This is a genomic window from Bacillus sp. DX4.1, from assembly GCF_030348195.1.
Taxonomy (GTDB): Bacteria; Bacillota; Bacilli; order Bacillales; family Bacillaceae_G; genus Bacillus_A.
Genome location: NZ_JAUCFT010000008.1, coordinates 3,819,201 through 3,835,718, shown reverse-complemented (window position 1 = coordinate 3,835,718; position 16,518 = coordinate 3,819,201). Strand labels below are relative to the sequence as shown.

At 37.3% G+C, this 16,518-nt stretch carries 18 protein-coding genes; 15 read left to right on the top strand and 3 right to left on the bottom strand.

The window, feature by feature from the left end:
- Nucleotides 1-33 precede the first annotated feature (33 nt).
- From recO to QUF99_RS22515, 10 genes are all read left to right on the top strand, one after another.
- Nucleotides 34-780, top strand: coding sequence for a DNA repair protein RecO (gene recO, locus QUF99_RS22560; RefSeq protein ID WP_289373039.1), 747 nt, complete (start codon nucleotides 34-36; stop codon nucleotides 778-780).
- Nucleotides 781-887: 107 nt separating this feature from the next.
- Complete coding sequence (gene ccpN / locus QUF99_RS22555; RefSeq protein ID WP_286121974.1) at nucleotides 888-1,520, top strand: transcriptional regulator CcpN; 633 nt, start codon at nucleotides 888-890, stop codon at nucleotides 1,518-1,520.
- 29 nt (nucleotides 1,521-1,549) lie between these two features.
- A complete protein-coding gene (locus QUF99_RS22550) occupies nucleotides 1,550-2,362 on the top strand; it encodes a pyruvate, water dikinase regulatory protein (RefSeq protein ID WP_289373037.1) in 813 nt (270 codons plus the stop codon).
- Between the two features lie 255 nt (nucleotides 2,363-2,617).
- Complete coding sequence (locus QUF99_RS22545; RefSeq protein ID WP_289373036.1) at nucleotides 2,618-2,761, top strand: hypothetical protein; 144 nt, start codon at nucleotides 2,618-2,620, stop codon at nucleotides 2,759-2,761.
- Nucleotides 2,762-3,076 carry a DUF188 domain-containing protein gene (locus tag QUF99_RS22540; RefSeq protein ID WP_353958429.1) on the top strand — a complete coding sequence of 105 codons (315 nt, stop codon included), beginning with the start codon at nucleotides 2,762-2,764 and terminating at the stop codon, nucleotides 3,074-3,076.
- A gap of 38 nt (nucleotides 3,077-3,114) precedes the next feature.
- Nucleotides 3,115-4,911: a DNA primase gene (dnaG, locus tag QUF99_RS22535; RefSeq protein WP_289373035.1), complete on the top strand. Its 1,797-nt coding sequence runs from the start codon at nucleotides 3,115-3,117 to the stop codon at nucleotides 4,909-4,911.
- A 59-nt stretch (nucleotides 4,912-4,970) separates the two neighbouring features.
- The gene (gene rpoD / locus QUF99_RS22530) at nucleotides 4,971-6,092 is read left to right on the top strand and encodes an RNA polymerase sigma factor RpoD (protein ID WP_286121970.1); all 1,122 of its coding nucleotides are present in this window, start codon (nucleotides 4,971-4,973) and stop codon (nucleotides 6,090-6,092) included.
- 385 nt (nucleotides 6,093-6,477) lie between these two features.
- On the top strand, nucleotides 6,478-6,837 hold the full coding sequence (gene cccA / locus QUF99_RS22525; protein ID WP_289373034.1) for a cytochrome c550: 360 nt from the start codon (nucleotides 6,478-6,480) through the stop codon (nucleotides 6,835-6,837).
- Nucleotides 6,838-7,166: 329 nt separating this feature from the next.
- Nucleotides 7,167-7,874, top strand: a complete 708-nt coding sequence (locus tag QUF99_RS22520; protein ID WP_289373032.1) for a tRNA (adenine(22)-N(1))-methyltransferase — start codon at nucleotides 7,167-7,169, stop codon at nucleotides 7,872-7,874.
- Nucleotides 7,871-8,992 carry a Nif3-like dinuclear metal center hexameric protein gene (locus QUF99_RS22515; protein ID WP_289373031.1) on the top strand — a complete coding sequence of 374 codons (1,122 nt, stop codon included), beginning with the start codon at nucleotides 7,871-7,873 and terminating at the stop codon, nucleotides 8,990-8,992. The genes QUF99_RS22520 and QUF99_RS22515 overlap by 4 nt, the downstream gene beginning before the upstream one ends.
- Nucleotides 8,993-9,027: 35 nt before the next feature.
- Here the strand turns inward: QUF99_RS22515 and QUF99_RS22510 are convergent, their stop codons facing one another.
- Together QUF99_RS22510 and vrrA are read right to left on the bottom strand one after the other, a co-directional pair.
- Nucleotides 9,028-9,975: a 4-hydroxy-3-methylbut-2-enyl diphosphate reductase gene (locus QUF99_RS22510; protein ID WP_289373029.1), complete on the bottom strand. Its 948-nt coding sequence runs from the start codon at nucleotides 9,973-9,975 to the stop codon at nucleotides 9,028-9,030.
- A gap of 92 nt (nucleotides 9,976-10,067) precedes the next feature.
- Nucleotides 10,068-10,697, bottom strand: coding sequence for a VrrA/YqfQ family protein (vrrA, locus tag QUF99_RS22505; RefSeq protein ID WP_289373028.1), 630 nt, complete (start codon nucleotides 10,695-10,697; stop codon nucleotides 10,068-10,070).
- 181 nt (nucleotides 10,698-10,878) lie between these two features.
- Between vrrA and QUF99_RS22500 the strand changes: the two genes are divergently transcribed.
- Together QUF99_RS22500 and QUF99_RS22495 are read left to right on the top strand one after the other, a co-directional pair.
- Complete coding sequence (locus QUF99_RS22500) at nucleotides 10,879-12,189, top strand: DEAD/DEAH box helicase (RefSeq protein WP_289373027.1); 1,311 nt, start codon at nucleotides 10,879-10,881, stop codon at nucleotides 12,187-12,189.
- 188 nt (nucleotides 12,190-12,377) lie between these two features.
- Entirely contained in the window at nucleotides 12,378-13,271 is an 894-nt protein-coding gene (locus QUF99_RS22495) for a deoxyribonuclease IV (protein WP_289373026.1), read from the top strand.
- 22 nt (nucleotides 13,272-13,293) lie between these two features.
- Here QUF99_RS22495 and QUF99_RS22490 read toward each other — a convergent pair whose 3' ends face one another.
- The gene (locus QUF99_RS22490) at nucleotides 13,294-13,548 is read right to left on the bottom strand and encodes a DUF2624 domain-containing protein (protein WP_289373025.1); all 255 of its coding nucleotides are present in this window, start codon (nucleotides 13,546-13,548) and stop codon (nucleotides 13,294-13,296) included.
- A gap of 150 nt (nucleotides 13,549-13,698) precedes the next feature.
- Here QUF99_RS22490 and QUF99_RS22485 point away from each other — a divergent pair, with 150 nt between their 5' ends.
- From QUF99_RS22485 to QUF99_RS22475, 3 genes are all read left to right on the top strand, one after another.
- Nucleotides 13,699-14,577, top strand: coding sequence for a YitT family protein (locus tag QUF99_RS22485; protein WP_289373024.1), 879 nt, complete (start codon nucleotides 13,699-13,701; stop codon nucleotides 14,575-14,577).
- 333 nt (nucleotides 14,578-14,910) lie between these two features.
- Nucleotides 14,911-15,681, top strand: coding sequence for a metal ABC transporter ATP-binding protein (locus QUF99_RS22480; protein WP_289373023.1), 771 nt, complete (start codon nucleotides 14,911-14,913; stop codon nucleotides 15,679-15,681).
- Entirely contained in the window at nucleotides 15,681-16,514 is an 834-nt protein-coding gene (locus QUF99_RS22475; protein WP_199666667.1) for a metal ABC transporter permease, read from the top strand. Before QUF99_RS22480 ends, QUF99_RS22475 begins: the two co-directional genes overlap by 1 nt.
- The last annotated feature ends 4 nt before the right edge of the window (nucleotides 16,515-16,518 follow it).

Here is a 16,518-nt window from a genome sequence, read left to right as displayed (position 1 = left end):
CCCGTTTTGTTCAAACCTTGGATGGTGATGAACATGTTTCAAAAGATTGAAGGGATTATCATCCGGACCACAGATTACGGAGAAACAAATAAAATTGTCACGATATTCTCTCGTGAGCTTGGAAAAGTAAGTGCAATGGCGAGAGGTGCGAAAAAACCAAAAAGTAGGCTAGCGTCTATTTCGCAACTTATGACTCATGGTTACTTTCTAATTCAAATGGGGTCTGGACTCGGGACTTTGCAACAAGGTGAAATAATTTCATCCATGAAAGAAATTCGTGAAGATATATTTTTAACTGCGTATGCATCATTTATTGTTGAGTTGACTGATAAAGCAACGGAAGATAAAAAGCATAACCCATATTTATTTGAGATGCTATATCAATCACTGCATTACATGTGTGAGGGTGTCGATCCTGAAGTTTTAGCGTTAATTTATCAAACGAAAATGCTTCCGGTATTAGGTATGCAACCCTATTTTGATACATGTGCTATTTGTCATCAAGAAGCAGATTTTGTCGCCTTCTCCGTTCGAGAAGGCGGTTTTCTGTGTAAGCATCATGCTGAACAAGATCCATATCGCATTCCGGTTGGGGAGGCTGTTCATAAATTACTGCGCCTTTTTTATCATTTTGATTTAGCTCGACTTGGTAATGTGTCAGTAAAAGATGAAACAAAACGGCAAATGCGTACAGTATTAAATACATATTATGATGAATATTGTGGAATTTATTTGAAAACAAGGCGTTTTCTGGAGCAACTTGATAAATTTCAAATATAATGAGGACCATAAACGGGTCCTTTTTACATACTTTCTTTTTCGAAAAGCATATTTAGTATATAATATTTAAGAGATAGTATAACTTTTTTCGTTTTGTATTGAAGGTGGTGATTATCATAGAACTGAATAAACGGCAAGAACATATCGTTCAGATTGTAAAAGATCACGGTCCTATTACTGGGGAGGCAATCGCCGCGCAATTAAATTTAACACGAGCGACGCTTCGGCCCGACTTAGCTATTTTAACGATGGCTGGCTATTTAGAAGCACGTCCACGTGTCGGTTATTTTTATACAGGAAAAACCGGAGGGCAGCTATTATCAGAAGCTGTCAAAAAAATTAAGGTGCAAGATTATCAATCTAGGCCAGTCGTTATTGATAAAAATGTTTCAGTATACGATGCGATTTGTACCATGTTTTTAGAAGATGTGGGTACTTTGTTTGTTGTAGATCAAGCTACGTTTTTAGTCGGTGTAGTTTCTCGTAAAGACTTATTACGAGCAAGCTTAGGAAAGCAGGATTTAACATCGTTGCCGGTTAATATTATCATGACAAGGATGCCAAATATTGCGATGTGTCATCGGGAAGATAGTCTATATGATATAGCAATGGAATTAATAGAAAGACAGATTGATGCTGTACCAGTTGTAAAAGACACGAAACAAGGTTTAGAAGTTGTCGGTCGAATTACAAAAACAAATATTACGGGTGCGTTTGTAAATTTAGTAAATAATGAATAAGTGTAATTTGTTTAAAGTGAGGTAATGTAATGAAGAATAAGATCGTATATGTCGTATCTGACTCTGTGGGAGAGACGGCTGATTTAGTTGTTCGAGCTGCAATGGGCCAGTTTCCATTTGCTCCTGATATTAGACGTGTACCGTATGTAGAAGATACAGGGACATTAAAAGAGGTTATTTCGATTGCTAAAAGTAATCGAGCGCTTATTTGCTTTACGTTAGTAAAGCCTGAAATGCGTCAGTATTTGTTAGCAGAAGCAGTGAAAGAAGGCGTAGAGGCTTATGATATTATAGGGCCTCTTATTGATCAAATTGAAGCAATCACAGGTCAAATCCCAAGATATGAACCGGGTGTTGTCCGAAGATTAGACGAAGAATACTTCAAAAAGATCGAAGCAATTGAGTTTGCTGTCAAATATGACGATGGTAGAGATGCGCGTGGAATTCTTAAAGCAGATATCGTTTTGATTGGTGTATCACGCACATCAAAAACACCGCTTTCGCAATATCTTGCTCATAATAAGAGATTAAAAGTTGCAAACGTACCGCTTGTACCAGAAGTGGATCCTCCAGAAGAATTATTCCGCGTTGCAAAAGAAAAATGTTTCGGTTTAAAAATTACACCGGATAAGTTAAATCATATTCGAAAAGAACGATTAAAGTCGCTTGGTCTGAGTGATGGAGCAACTTATGCTAATATTAATCGTATTCAAGAAGAAATTGATCACTTTGAGCGAGTGGTAGGCAAAATAAACTGTCAAGTAATTGATGTTTCAAATAAGGCGATTGAGGAAACGGCGAATATTATTGTGAATGCAGTGCAAAACCAAAAAATGTTTTAGCACATTTACCAAAGGTGAATGTGCTTTTTTCGCTCATAATAATTTTTTAAAGGATATGTAGCGAAGTTGAGGGAAATATATTATAATAAAAAATTGTGATAAAAACGTATATTTTACGTTTAGACTTTAATTTTTCAGAATAAACTAGGGATAGGATTTACGGGAAAGATCTCATTTACGTAAAATCGACAAAAATCTAATCAAGAAAACGCACATTATGGAAGGATTCACAGAAGGGATGTAGAATACAGAAATATGCAAAACATCAGTAAAATTTTAGTTGATGCAGATGCATGTCCTGTGAAGGATGAAATTGTGCAAGTTGGAACAAAATTTCATGTCGAAATTTTGTTTGTCGCATCCTATGCCCATCGGTCGAGCAAACAGCAAGGTAATTAGATCTATGTAGATTCTGAGCGAGATGAGGTAGATTTTCATATCTATAAACTCGCTAAAGCTACAGATCTCGTGATCACACAGGATATGGGGCTTGCTGGTCTTCTGGTGAAAAAAGGAGTATATGTATTATCTCCGCGAGGCACATTTGTGACAGATGAGCAAATGGATACGATTTTATATAGTCGATATGTATCTGCGAAATTACGTAGACAAGGGACCTATACAAAAGGTCCAAAATCATTTTCTAAGCATGACCGGCAATGTTTTTTAACAAATTCAGAAAAAATATTGTCGAATTATAAAGGAATTCTTTAATTTGTATCGAATACAAAATACGACACGGAGATGGAGTTATGGGGAACAGAATTCCCGAAGAAGTTGTTGAACAGATTCGGACATCATCTGATATTGTGGAAGTGATTGGTGAATATGTTCAACTCAGAAAGCAAGGGCGCAATTATTTTGGGCTTTGTCCATTTCATGGCGAGAACTCACCTTCATTTTCTGTTTCATCTGACAAGCAAATTTTTCATTGTTTTGGATGTGGAGAAGGAGGAAATGTTTTTTCGTTTCTCATGAAGATGGAAGGACTCTCTTTTATAGAGGCCGTACAAAAGCTTGGAGAAAGAAATAATATTCCAGTTGTCGACTATACGTCAGGGCAAGAACAGCAAGAAAATATATCTGATGATAGCGTCATTATGTTACAGGCGCATGAACTTTTGAAAAAATACTATCACCATCTTTTAGTAAATACAGAAGAGGGAAATCAAGCTCTTGCTTATTTGCTAGATCGAGGTATTACAAAAGAGATGATTGCAAAGTTTGAAATTGGTTATGCATCTCCTGCTTGGGACGCAGCGGCGAAAATATTACAAAAAAGAGGATTTTCGCTATCGACCATGGAACAAGCTGGATTGCTTGTGCGGAGTGAAAAAGATGGTAGTCATCATGACCGTTTTCGAGGAAGAATTATATTTCCGATTCACACCTTACAAGGGAAAGTAGCAGCGTTTAGTGGAAGGGCGTTAGGGGATGATACCCCAAAGTATTTAAATAGCCCAGAAACACCTATTTTCTATAAAAGTAAGTTGCTGTACAATTTCCACCAAGCCCGGCCATTCATCAGAAAACGAGGACAAGTTGTTTTATTTGAAGGTTATGCGGACGTATTAGCTGCTGTAAAAAGTGGTGTTGAAGAATCCGTTGCAACAATGGGAACAGCTCTAACAGAAGAACAGGCGAAACTTCTGCGACGCAATGTTGAAACTGTTGTTCTTTGCTATGATGGTGATAAAGCAGGACGAGAAGCGACGATGAAAGCAGGGCAATTGTTATCACAAGTTGGTTGTCAAATAAAGGTTGTCTCATTGCCAGATAAGGTTGATCCTGATGAATACGTACAACAATATGGAACAGCAGCTTTTGAAAATCTTGTAAAAGCTAGTATAAGCTTTGTAGGATTCAAAATAAATTACCTTCGTTTAGGGAAAAATTTGCAAGATGAGTCTGGTAAAGAAGCTTATGTAAAAAGTGTTTTAAAAGAGTTGGCGTTATTACAAGATGCCATGCAAGCAGAGTCATATTTAAAATCATTATCGCAAGAGTTTGCTTACTCAATGGAAACACTTTTAGGTCAATTACACCAATATCGCAAAGAACAAAAGATACAGCAAAAACAAACGAAGCAAATTTCTAAGCCTCCTCAAATTGTTCATGCTAAACCAAAGTTTTCAGGTTTTGAAAGAGCGGAAAGAGAGCTCATTTACCATATGTTGCAAAGTGCAGATGTTGCTTTCCGTATTGAACCTTATATAGAAGATTTCCATACGGAAGAACATAAAGGGATTTTATATGAACTATACGCATATTATGAAAAGGGAAATGAACCTTCAGTCGGTAATTTTTTGAGCTGGCTCTCTGATGAGAAATTGAAAAATATTATAACCAATATTTCAACGGATGAATTTATTAATCCAGAATATGCAGATGAAGTATTACAAGGTCATTTAGAAGCGCTGCGGCGCCACAAGCAAAAACTTAAGAAGATGGAAACCATCTTTGTATTAAAGCAAATGGAAAAAGCAGATCCAGTGGAAGCTGCTAAATTTTATGCAGCGTATTTACAAAATCAGAAAGCAAGAAGATAGCTTTTTGTATAAAATTTTATTATAATGAATGTTTGTATCTCGCGTAAGGAGGGGAACAAATGGCTGATAAACCAGCTCGTTCTAAACAAATTGAAACTGATATGACCCTTGAGCAAGTGAAAGAACAACTCACTGAGCTCGGAAAAAAACGTGGCGTTCTTACATATGAAGAGATTGCAGAACGCATGAATGGATTTGAAATTGAATCCGACCAAATGGATGAATATTATGAATATTTAGGTGAACAAGGGATTGATCTAGTTGGTGACAACGAAGAAGGTCCTAATACTCACCAGATAACAAAGACAGAAGAAGAATTCGATTTAAATGATTTAAGTGTGCCGCCAGGTGTGAAAATTAATGACCCTGTTCGCATGTATTTAAAAGAAATTGGTCGCGTCGACTTACTGTCTGCAGAAGAAGAAATTCGACTTGCAACACGTATTGAAGAAGGCGACGAAGAAGCAAAACGCCGTCTTGCAGAAGCGAATTTACGTCTTGTTGTAAGTATTGCTAAACGATATGTAGGCCGTGGCATGCTGTTCTTAGACTTGATTCAAGAAGGAAATATGGGTCTAATAAAAGCTGTTGAAAAGTTTGATTATCGTAAAGGCTTTAAATTCAGTACGTATGCGACTTGGTGGATTCGTCAAGCAATTACACGTGCCATTGCAGACCAAGCAAGAACAATTCGTATTCCAGTTCATATGGTTGAAACAATTAATAAATTAATCCGTGTACAGCGTCAATTGTTACAAGATTTAGGACGTGAACCATCTCCAGAAGAAATCGGAGAAGAAATGGACCTTGCGCCAGAAAAAGTACGCGAAATCTTAAAAATTGCACAAGAGCCAGTTTCTCTTGAAACACCAATTGGTGAAGAGGATGATTCACATTTAGGCGATTTTATTGAAGACCAAGAAGCAACATCACCTGCGGACCATGCAGCGTATGAATTGCTAAAAGAGCAGTTAGAAGATGTGTTAGACACACTAACAGATCGTGAAGAAAATGTTCTTCGTCTTCGTTTCGGTTTAGATGATGGACGAACTCGTACGCTTGAAGAAGTTGGGAAAGTATTCGGCGTAACGAGAGAACGTATTCGTCAAATTGAAGCAAAAGCGCTTCGTAAACTAAGACATCCAAGCCGTAGTAAGCGTCTAAAGGATTTCTTAGAATAGGTTTCTTTTCAAGTTTACTTCACAATTGTGAAGTAAACTTTTTTATTTTGTTAATTTTTGTTAAAATTTAGCTATCAGTAGCGATTACAATTCTTGTAATTTATTTTACAGAATTGTCTTTTGATTTGCAAATGCTCATTTTTCGATTTTTCGAGTAATTTCGTTTATTCTATACAAAAATATATGTAGAAAAGAAAAAAATATGATGAGAAACGTTGAGATTTATCAAAATAATATGTGATAAAATAGTAAGAATCAATAAACGGAATTTATGTAATATTTGAAACAACTGACAGTTTTGTCTTTTCTGATAGAGCGTTTTCAAGTACAATAGAAATAACTGAATCATCTAATTATTAGGGGGTATAGAGGGGGGAGAAGAAATATGAAACGTAATCCGTTGATTCCATTTGCTCTCATTGCTGCGCTAGGTATTGTCATTATGTTTGTCTTTTCGTTTCAGGGATTGAATAAATCAAAAGAGCTAGCTGATGCGAAAAATAATGGGGGAAAAACAACACAAGCGGCATCAAAACCGGAAGATATTGTTAAGCAAAACTGTACGAGCTGCCATGGGGATCAGTTGCAAGGGGCAGTTGGACCGAACTTACAAAAAGTTGGTGGGAAACTTTCAAAGGATGAGATTAAAGAAGTAATTTCAAAAGGAAAAGGAAATATGCCTGCAAACTTAATTCCAGCAGATCAAGCTTCTAAAGTGGCAGATTGGTTAGCGAAGAAAAAATAAAGGTTTATACATAGAAGCTCTTTGCTTATAAGCAAAGGGCTTGTTTTTCTTTTCTTTCTAAAATACGATTACTTATAGAGGATGTTCAAAAAGTCCGGTAAAGGTAGCTGCCCTATTTCTTCGTTACGTCGCCACCCCGGTACTCATGTAGTACAATCTACAATCCGTATCTTCCTGGTTTCTATGCCTCGAACTGCTCGGCTCTCTTTATCTTCCTTTTTAAATATGCACTTATAAAGGAATTGAAATTTTGTTTCTTTACTTGCAACAACTACTGTTAATTCATTATCATGGAGAAAGACTGACAAGAGAAGGAGTAATGGAAATAAATGAATGAAGTAAAGCTTTCAAAAAGACTAGAAGAAGTGGTACGGGAGATTCCAGTTGGATCTACGATCGCGGATATTGGTTCAGATCATGCTTATTTACCGTGCTATACGATTATAAATAACATTGCTACAAAGGCAGTGGCAGGAGAAGTGGTAGATGGACCATTTCGTTCTGCACAGGCCACGGTAGCGGAGTGTGGCTTACAAGAGAAAGTGGATGTTCGTAAAGGAAATGGTTTAGCAGTTATTACACCGGGAGAAGTAGATGTCATTACAATCGCTGGTATGGGCGGAGCATTAATTCGTGACATTTTAGAAAATGGAAAAGAAAAGCTAAACGGTGTGACACGGTTAATTTTACAACCAAATATTGCTGCACATCACATTCGTGAATGGTTTGTTGAAAATGGTTGGGAGCTTATTCATGAAAAAATTATAAAAGAAGACGATAAGATTTATGAGATTGTAGTTGGAGAAAAAGGTGACCCACTAGCCCCTTATCATGAAAACAAACAAGCCAACTTATTTATCGGCCCCTTTTTAATGAAAGAAAAGAGCGATACATTTGTAGAGAAATGGGAAAGTGAACTGAAAAATTTCCAAAATATTATCAAGCAATTAGAGCGTGCGACAGCATCAGAAGATACGAAAGTAAAACGTGAAGAAGTATTAACGAAAATGAAAATGATAGAGGAGGTCTTATCATGAGTAAAATTCCAAATGGTCATGAAATTATTTCTTTATTTGAAGGGATGTATCCGAAGCATTTAGCAATGGAAGGCGATAAAATAGGTTTGCAGATTGGTGCATTAAATAAACCTGTCCGGAATGTGCTCATCGCCCTTGATGTAACAGAAGAAGTTGTAGAGGAAGCGATTAACAAAGAAGCAAATGTAATCATTGCCCATCATCCGCTTATTTTCAATCCACTAAAAGCAATTCATACAGACAAAGCGTATGGAAGAATCATTGAAACATGCATTAAACATGACATCGCTGTTTATGCAGCGCATACAAATGTGGACGTGGCAAAAGGTGGCGTTAACGATTTACTTGCCGAAGCGTTAGGGCTACAACGTACAGAAGTGCTTGTTCCAACATATGCAGAAGAAATGAAAAAAATTGTTGTGTTTGTTCCAGTAACGCATGTAGATGCTGTACGCACGGCTCTTGGTGACGCTGGAGCGGGCCATATCGGCAATTATAGCCATTGTACGTTTAATAGTGAAGGTACAGGAACTTTCATACCCAAAGAAGGAACAAACCCGTATATCGGCGAGGTAGGACGCTTAGAACGTGTGGAAGAAGTTCGGATTGAGACGATTATTCCAGCGTCCTTACAACGAAGAGTGGTGAAAGCGATGTTAGCTGCTCATCCGTATGAAGAGGTTGCGTATGATATGTATCCGCTTGATAATAAAGGTGAGACATTAGGGCTTGGTAAGATTGGATATTTACAAGAGGAAATGAGCCTACAGCAGTTTGCGGAGCATGTGAAACATTCACTTGATGTAAAAGGTGCACGAGTTGTCGGGGCATTAGATGATAAAGTACGAAAAGTAGCGGTGCTTGGTGGTGATGGGAATAAGTACATCAATCAAGCGAAAATGAAAGGAGCCGACGTGTATGTAACGGGCGATATGTATTATCATGTTGCACATGATGCGATGATGCTTGGACTAAATATTGTTGATCCGGGCCATAACGTTGAAAAAGTTATGAAACAAGGTGTACAAAAACAATTGCAACAAAAAGCAAATGAGAAAAAGTTTGCTGTGCAAATTCATGCTTCCAGATTACATACAGATCCGTTTACATTTGTATAAAAAATCCGTTGCTATGTAAATAGCAACGGATTTTTTTATTGTTTTTTTACTTTTACACGTGGCAAGATTTTTTGAAGCGGTACGTTTCGTTTGCGTTCCCACGTAGCTGGATTCATTGGATCGTACTGTTCTAAAAAGGCAATTACTTCTTTTGTAATTGGCGTTGGTGTAGAAGCACCTGCTGTAATCGCGACATTTTCGATACCCTGTAGCCACTCTAACTGAATTTCACTTACATCCGCAACGCGGTATGCTTTTGTACCAGCAATTTCTTGTGATACTTGAGCGAGTCGGTTCGAGTTGTTACTTTTTGGATCACCAACAACGATTGTTAGGTCAGCAACATCCGCTTGTTTCGCGACTGCTTCTTGACGTACTTGCGTTGCTAAACAAATTTCTTTATGAAATTCAGCGGTTGGAAATTTTGCTTGGATGTCCTCCATAAGGTGCTGAACGTCCCATTGACTCATCGTTGTTTGGTTGGTAACTAAAATTTTGTCAGTTGGAATTTCTAGTGTCTCCAAATCAGCTGCTCTTTCAATGAGATGAACGATATCAGGAGCGATTCCAACTGCGCCTTCTGGCTCTGGATGCCCTTTTTTTCCAATATAAATCACATGGTAGCCTTCTGCTTTCTTTGCTTCAATTAGGTCATGTGTTTTTGTCACATCTGGACACGTTGCGTCGATTGTTGTTAAGCCTTTTTCTTTTGCACGCTGTTTTACTTCTGGAGAAACACCATGTGCGGTGAAAATGACCGTGCCGGAATCGATTTGATCTAAAATCTCTAGTCGACTTGGACCGTCTAACGTAATGATGCCATCTTCTTCAAATGCATCTGTTACATGTTTGTTGTGAACGATCATGCCTAAAATATAAATAGGTCTAGGTAATGTTTTATCTAGTGCCGCGTTGCGTGCAATGACCATTGCATCTACAACACCGTAGCAATAACCACGAGGGGAAATTTTAACAATCTTCATATGAGTAATCCTCTCCTTCTAAACAAGGAATCCTTTTGTGCATAGTCCATTACATTATAAAGGAGGAGCGGACAGAAAACAAAGGATTGTTGTTAGACATATAGTCTAGGCTTAGGTGTCGGAAGTGGGATATTCTCTTCTGGATGTTCTTTTTCAGCAACTGGTTTCATTACCATTTTCTTTTTTTTACGAGGGGGTGGTGTAGTTATCACTTCCACTTCTTCCGTTTGTTCTTCGGTAGCACCTTTTCTGGAAGTGAGAATTTTTACGATGCTTGGTATACTGCGAACGATAGGACCGTATTGTTCGACGACAGGACCGACTGATTGGGCTACTTGGACAGCTTTCTCGACGTTATTTAACATACCGGTAGGATTGGAAAGCAAGTTAGAAAAGAAGCCACCGATGCCACCAGCACCAGATGCGACTTCTGCTGGACCACGCATTTCATTTGGTGCGTTCATTTGCGGGGGCATCATTTGCTGCTGATGTTGCATGTGTGGTTGGTTTTGTTGATAGTGCATCGCTGGTTGTTGCTCCATTTGTCGATAGGGCGGGACCATTTGCATATACGGATGGGTGGGATCTTTTTTTTGGAATAGCTTTGAGAGAAAGCCTTTCTTTTTTTGCATCATAGGAGGTAAATTGGGTATTGGGTATGGTGTATAGTGCTGTTGGCGCTGCTGTACATACATTTGTTGTATAGGGGATTTCGGATACATACGAGAAATCCTCCTTTCTTCAGTTAGGTATATACACATACAGTATGCAGTGAAAAGAAAGAAGGTTAGTTTTTGGATGGAAAACCTAAACTAAAGATGGATTTTACTATTAGACTTCGATATAATGGAGACTTGACTGATTTGTGCGCGCAGTAGAAATTTAAGAAAGAAGGTGGAACTTATGACAGTACAAACATTTACACAATATAATTTTCAACCATTTTTAATAGATGCAATTCGTGAACTACGCTTTTCGGAGCCGACAGGAATTCAACAGAAAATTTTTCCGGTTGTAAAAAAAGGTGCGAGTGTAATCGGGCAGTCCCAAACGGGTTCTGGGAAAACACATGCATACTTACTTCCAACTTTAAATCGAATCGATGCAAGTCGAGATGAAGTACAGCTTGTCATTACAGCTCCTACTCGTGAGCTAGCACAACAAATTTATCAAGAGATTGTAAAGCTTACGAAGTTTTGTGCAGAAGACCAACTGATTACAGCACGTTGCCTTATCGGAGGAACGGACAAACAACGATCTATCGAAAAGCTTAAAAAGCAACCGCATGTTGTTGTTGGAACACCAGGGCGTATTAAAGATTTAGTAGAAGAAAAGGCGCTATTTGTGCATACGGCTTTTGCTATTATTGTCGATGAAGCAGATTTGATGCTTGATATGGGATTCATTCAAGATGTAGATAAAATTGCAGCTCGCATGCCAAAAAATTTACAAATGCTTGTCTTCTCTGCGACAATTCCGCAAAAATTAAAGCCTTTTATGAAGAAGTATATGGAAAATCCAGAGCATATTCATATTAATCCAAAGCAAGTTGCAGCAGGGAATATTGAACATTATTTAATTCCTTCTAGACATCGTAACAAGATTGAATTAGTGAAAAATATGTTGCTTCAATATAAGCCGTATTTAGCAATCATCTTTACAAATACGAAGAAGAAGGCTGACGAAGTTGCAGACGGATTAGCAGAGCGTGGATTAAAAGTCGGACGAATTCATGGAGATTTATCGCCACGTGATCGTAGAAAAATGATGAAACAAGTTCGGGACTTAGAGTTTCAATACATTGTTGCTACAGATTTAGCAGCACGTGGTATCGATATTGAAGGGATTAGCCATGTCATTAACTATGAACTTCCATCCGATCTAGATTTCTTTGTTCACCGTGTAGGAAGAACAGCTCGTGCAGGATATTCTGGCATTGCAGCGACTATTTATGAGCCAGCAAATGAAGAAGCGTTAGACAGTTTAGAAAAACAACGTAATATCACATTTAATCATGTAGACTTACGCGGAGATGAATGGGTAGATTTAGGTGAACGTCGTCGTCGTAAAAGTCGTAAAAAACCAAATAATGAACTAGATGTTATGGCAACAAAAGTTGTTAAGAAACCGAAAAAAGTAAAGCCTAACTATAAGAGAAAACTTGCGACTGAACGTGAAAAAGTGAAGAACAAGTATAGTAATAAAAAAAGATAAGGGCATTCCTTATCTTTTTTATCTTATATGGGGGAAGTGGAATCTCAGCTTGTAAGAACTGGCTTGATTCTAGCCATCGGTGGGGAAATTTACTGCTGGTTTATTTCTTTTTGTGAGCGAACAATTCACTACATAGTTCTACAACTTATGCTATTATTATAGCTATTGCATATTGAAGAGGTGATTATATGTTGAAGATTGGGTCTCATGTTTCCATGAGCGGGAAGAAGATGTTATTAGCAGCCAGTGAAGAGGCTGTTTCATACGGTGCTACAACATTTATGATTTATACAGGTGCACCGCAAAATACGAGAAGAAAACCAATTGAAGACTTAAATATAGAAGCAGGACGTAAACATATGGAGTTGTATGGTATTGAGGAAATTATTGTCCATGCACCGTATATTATTAATGTTGGGAATACAACAAAACCTGAAACATTCCAATTAGGCGTCGATTTTCTTCGTATGGAGATTGAAAGAACGTCAGCATTAGGAGTAGCGAAGCAAATTGTACTACATCCAGGTGCTCACGTTGGCGCAGGTGCTGAAGCTGGTATTCAACAAATTATTAAAGGGCTAAATGAAGTAATAACGCCAGAACAAACGGTGAATATCGCGCTAGAAACAATGGCTGGAAAAGGAACGGAATGTGGACGTAACTTTGAGGAAATTGCGAAAATTATCGATGGTGTAAAATATAATGAAAAGCTGTCTGTATGTTTTGATACGTGTCATACGCACGATGCAGGTTATGATATTGTTAACGATTTTGATGGCGTGTTAAATGAATTTGATAAAATCGTTGGGATTGATCGCTTGCAAGTATTGCATATTAATGATAGTAAAAATGTACGTGGTGCGGGAAAAGACCGGCATGAAAATATTGGTTTCGGTCATATCGGTTATAAAGCACTGCATCATATTGTGCATCATCCGCAATTACAGCATGTACCGAAAATTCTTGAAACACCGTATGTCGGTGAAGATAAGAAAGATAAAAAACCACCATATAAGTTCGAAATTGAAATGCTGAAGAGTGGTACATTTGATGAAAGTCTTCTTGAGAAGATTAAAGGGTAGTAAAGGAGGGGGGATCCCCTCCTTATTTTAATAGCTGCTGAAATAAAATGTTTACTTGCTGAGCAGTAGCGGGAGAAGTTACTTTTGCGATTTTCTTTAAAAGTTCCAATCTTTCCTGGGTATCATAAATATTAATATTTTTTCCTTTCATTAAAATGACGATTCGATCTGCTTGTTCCGTTGTAATGGGAACTTCATATTCTTTGCTATATTTTAATAATTCCTGTGTTGAAATATGATTTAGCTTTTTGTTTACAATGTGCTTGATGAGGTTCATTATGTAGCCCTCCTTCAGTCGCTCTTATATCGAAATATATGTATAGATAGCTTGTATATATTCACGGTACAGTTGTTTTTTTCATAGAGAAAAGAAGAATATGTTATAATGAGAGAACAAAATTACATAAAGGAACTATAAGGAGGGCTTATGTCGCAGAAACAACATCGAAAAGAAAGTATTATTCATCTTATGTATCGTTTAATTATGATTGTCTTTGGAGCAACATGTGCAGCGGTAGCAATTGAACTATTTTTAATGCCAAATAAAATTATTGATGGTGGTATTATCGGTATTTCCCTCATATTAGATTATCTTACACCTAACATATGGTGGTTAAGTTTTTCTACGTTGGTTGTAATCCTCAATATACCGTTTATGTATTCTGGTTATAAACAAATCGGTAAGACGTTTATGTTATCCTCAGCTTTTGCAATTGTCGCTTTAGCTTTTATTGAGACGACACTCCATTCAGTTAAACCTTTTACGACAGAACCTATATTAGCAACTGTTTTTGGCGGTCTTATTTTAGGAATTGGTGTAGGGATTGTCATTCGCCATGGTGGTTCATTAGATGGAACAGAAATTATGGGGATTTTATTAACAAAAAAATTACCGTTTTCTGTTGGCGAATTTGTTATGTTTGTGAACTTATTTATTTTTGCTTGGGCAGCTTTTGTATTTGGCGTCGAACAAGCAATGTATTCCGTTATGACGTACTATATCGCATTTAAAACAATTGATACCGTCATTCAAGGATTAGATGAGACAAAAGCAGTCATGATTGTATCGGACCATTATGAAGACGTATCGAATGCCATTTTACATCGCCTTGGTCGTGGGACAACAAAGCTTGTTGCTAAAGGTGGTTATACGGACAACGAGAAAGAAGTTATTTATGCAGTTGTTACGCGTCTTGAGGTAACAAAATTAAAGACAATTGTTCATGAAATTGATGAAAATGCCTTTATTACGATTATGAATACACAAGAGACAAATGGTGGGAAATTTAAATCAGCAATTCACTAAAAAGTACGTGTTCAAAAAGCAGAGAGATTTTCTCTGCTTTTTGTTATAATAATAAGGTTGCTTAAAGTGCTTGTTCAAAAAGGAGGATAAAGAGAGCCGAGTAGTTCGAGGCACGGAAGCCAGGAGGATACGGAGTGTAGAGTGAACTACATGAGTACCGGAGTGGCGACGTAACAAAGAAATACGACAGCTATCTTTACCGGAGTTTTTGAACATTTTCTTAAAATAAAGAATAAATTTTAGGGCAGATTGGTTTACAACTCGTGGTAAGCTATACTATAATTCAAATAGAAGTAAATCGGAATCATTCTGAATTAAAATAGGTGAGATGCTATGAATAATATATTAGAAATTGAAGGATTGACATTTCGGTATGAAGATCGAAATGTGTTAGAAGATATTAATTTGCAAGTTCCTAAGGGAGCTTTTTTAGGTTTGGTTGGACCGAATGGATCTGGTAAATCGACCCTATTAAAGTGTATATTAGGTGTTTTGAAGCCGAAGAAAGGGAGTATTCGGTTATTTGGTATTGATAGCAAGAAGTTTAAAGAGTGGAATAAAATTGGCTATGTTTCACAAAAGGCTAACAGCTTTAACTCTGGTTTTCCAGCAACTGTCTTTGAAGTTGTTTCAATGGGGCTTGTTTCAAAAAAAGGCCTATTTCGTTTCTTGAAGAAAGAAGATAAAGAAAAGGTTACAAAGGCAATCGCAGATGTAGGAATGAGTGAATTTCAAAATCGTAACATCGGAGAGCTTTCCGGTGGACAACAGCAACGTGTGTTTATTGCACGCGCGCTTGTAAGTAATCCAGAATTACTGATTTTGGACGAGCCTACAGTGGGGATTGATGTAAAGAGTGTAGAGAGCTTTTATGAGATACTAGAAGATTTAAATAAAAAACTAGGTATCACATTGATTCTGGTTACACACGATATGGGAGCTGTAACAGAGAAGGTGACGCATGTTGCATGTTTAAATCAGCATTTGCATTTCCATGGAAATGTTGAGAAATTCCGAGAGTTAGAAGATGCAGAAATGTCGATTTTATATGGACATCATGTTCATCGTTTAGAACATGATCATGAGCATCACGGGAGGATATAATGATACAGGATTTTTTACAATATGATTTTTTACGCAATTCTTTATACGCTGGTATTTTAATAGGGCTTGTTGCCCCGTTAATCGGTGTATTTGTTGTCATTCGTCGCATGTCACTGATTGCAGATGCTTTAAGTCATGTGACATTATCAGGGATTGCCGCAAGTTTGTTACTAGAAAAAACGATTTTTACAGGTGGTTTTTTAAATCCGTTATATATGGGAATGATTTTTTCGATAGGCGGAGCACTATTAATTGAAAAATTACGTACTGTATATAAGCATTACCAAGAATTAGCGATTCCAATTATTCTTTCAGCAGGGATGGGAATCGGAGTTGTTTTTATTTCACTTGCGAATGGATTTAATACGGATTTATTTAGTTACTTATTTGGTAGCGTGAGTGCTGTAACAAGCACGGATTTAATTCTTATTGGTATTGTAGCAATCGTAGTTATTGCAACAATTATTTTATTATATAAAGAGTTATTTTTATTATCATTTGACGAGGAATATGCTGTATCAACAGGTCTTCGTGCTAAATGGATTCACTTTATTTTTATTATTTTAGTTGCGCTTGTCATTGCAGTATCAATGCGTGTTGTTGGGGTTCTTCTCGTATCATCCCTAATGACGTTACCAGTTGCCGCAAGTATCCGCATCGCAAAAGGATTTAAACAAACAATTTTCTTTTCCATTTTATTTGGTGAAATTTCCGTGATAGGTGGGCTGTTTGCTTCTTATCAGCTTGATTTAGCTCCAGGTGGTACAATTGTTATGCTAGCGGTTCTTATTTTAATCGGTGCAATCTTATGGAAGAAGAAAAAAACTGCATAAAGTA

Excerpts from the sequence above, each read along its gene's own strand:
- rpoD (WP_286121970.1), top strand. The coding sequence starts at position 4,971 with ATGGCTGATAAACCAGCTCGTTCTAAACAAATTGAAACTGATATGACC.
- recO (WP_289373039.1), top strand. The coding sequence starts at position 34 with ATGTTTCAAAAGATTGAAGGGATTATCATCCGGACCACAGATTACGGA.
- QUF99_RS22495 (WP_289373026.1), top strand. The coding sequence starts at position 12,378 with ATGTTGAAGATTGGGTCTCATGTTTCCATGAGCGGGAAGAAGATGTTA.
- QUF99_RS22510 (WP_289373029.1), bottom strand. The coding sequence starts at position 9,975 with ATGAAGATTGTTAAAATTTCCCCTCGTGGTTATTGCTACGGTGTTGTA.
- QUF99_RS22485 (WP_289373024.1), top strand. The coding sequence starts at position 13,699 with ATGTCGCAGAAACAACATCGAAAAGAAAGTATTATTCATCTTATGTAT.
- QUF99_RS22475 (WP_199666667.1), top strand. The coding sequence starts at position 15,681 with ATGATACAGGATTTTTTACAATATGATTTTTTACGCAATTCTTTATAC.
- QUF99_RS22480 (WP_289373023.1), top strand. The coding sequence starts at position 14,911 with ATGAATAATATATTAGAAATTGAAGGATTGACATTTCGGTATGAAGAT.
- dnaG (WP_289373035.1), top strand. The coding sequence starts at position 3,115 with ATGGGGAACAGAATTCCCGAAGAAGTTGTTGAACAGATTCGGACATCA.
- QUF99_RS22550 (WP_289373037.1), top strand. The coding sequence starts at position 1,550 with ATGAAGAATAAGATCGTATATGTCGTATCTGACTCTGTGGGAGAGACG.
- QUF99_RS22545 (WP_289373036.1), top strand. The coding sequence starts at position 2,618 with ATGCAAAACATCAGTAAAATTTTAGTTGATGCAGATGCATGTCCTGTG.
- vrrA (WP_289373028.1), bottom strand. The coding sequence starts at position 10,697 with ATGTATCCGAAATCCCCTATACAACAAATGTATGTACAGCAGCGCCAA.
- QUF99_RS22515 (WP_289373031.1), top strand. The coding sequence starts at position 7,871 with ATGAGTAAAATTCCAAATGGTCATGAAATTATTTCTTTATTTGAAGGG.
- cccA (WP_289373034.1), top strand. The coding sequence starts at position 6,478 with ATGAAACGTAATCCGTTGATTCCATTTGCTCTCATTGCTGCGCTAGGT.
- QUF99_RS22500 (WP_289373027.1), top strand. The coding sequence starts at position 10,879 with ATGACAGTACAAACATTTACACAATATAATTTTCAACCATTTTTAATA.
- QUF99_RS22520 (WP_289373032.1), top strand. The coding sequence starts at position 7,167 with ATGAATGAAGTAAAGCTTTCAAAAAGACTAGAAGAAGTGGTACGGGAG.
- QUF99_RS22490 (WP_289373025.1), bottom strand. The coding sequence starts at position 13,548 with ATGAACCTCATCAAGCACATTGTAAACAAAAAGCTAAATCATATTTCA.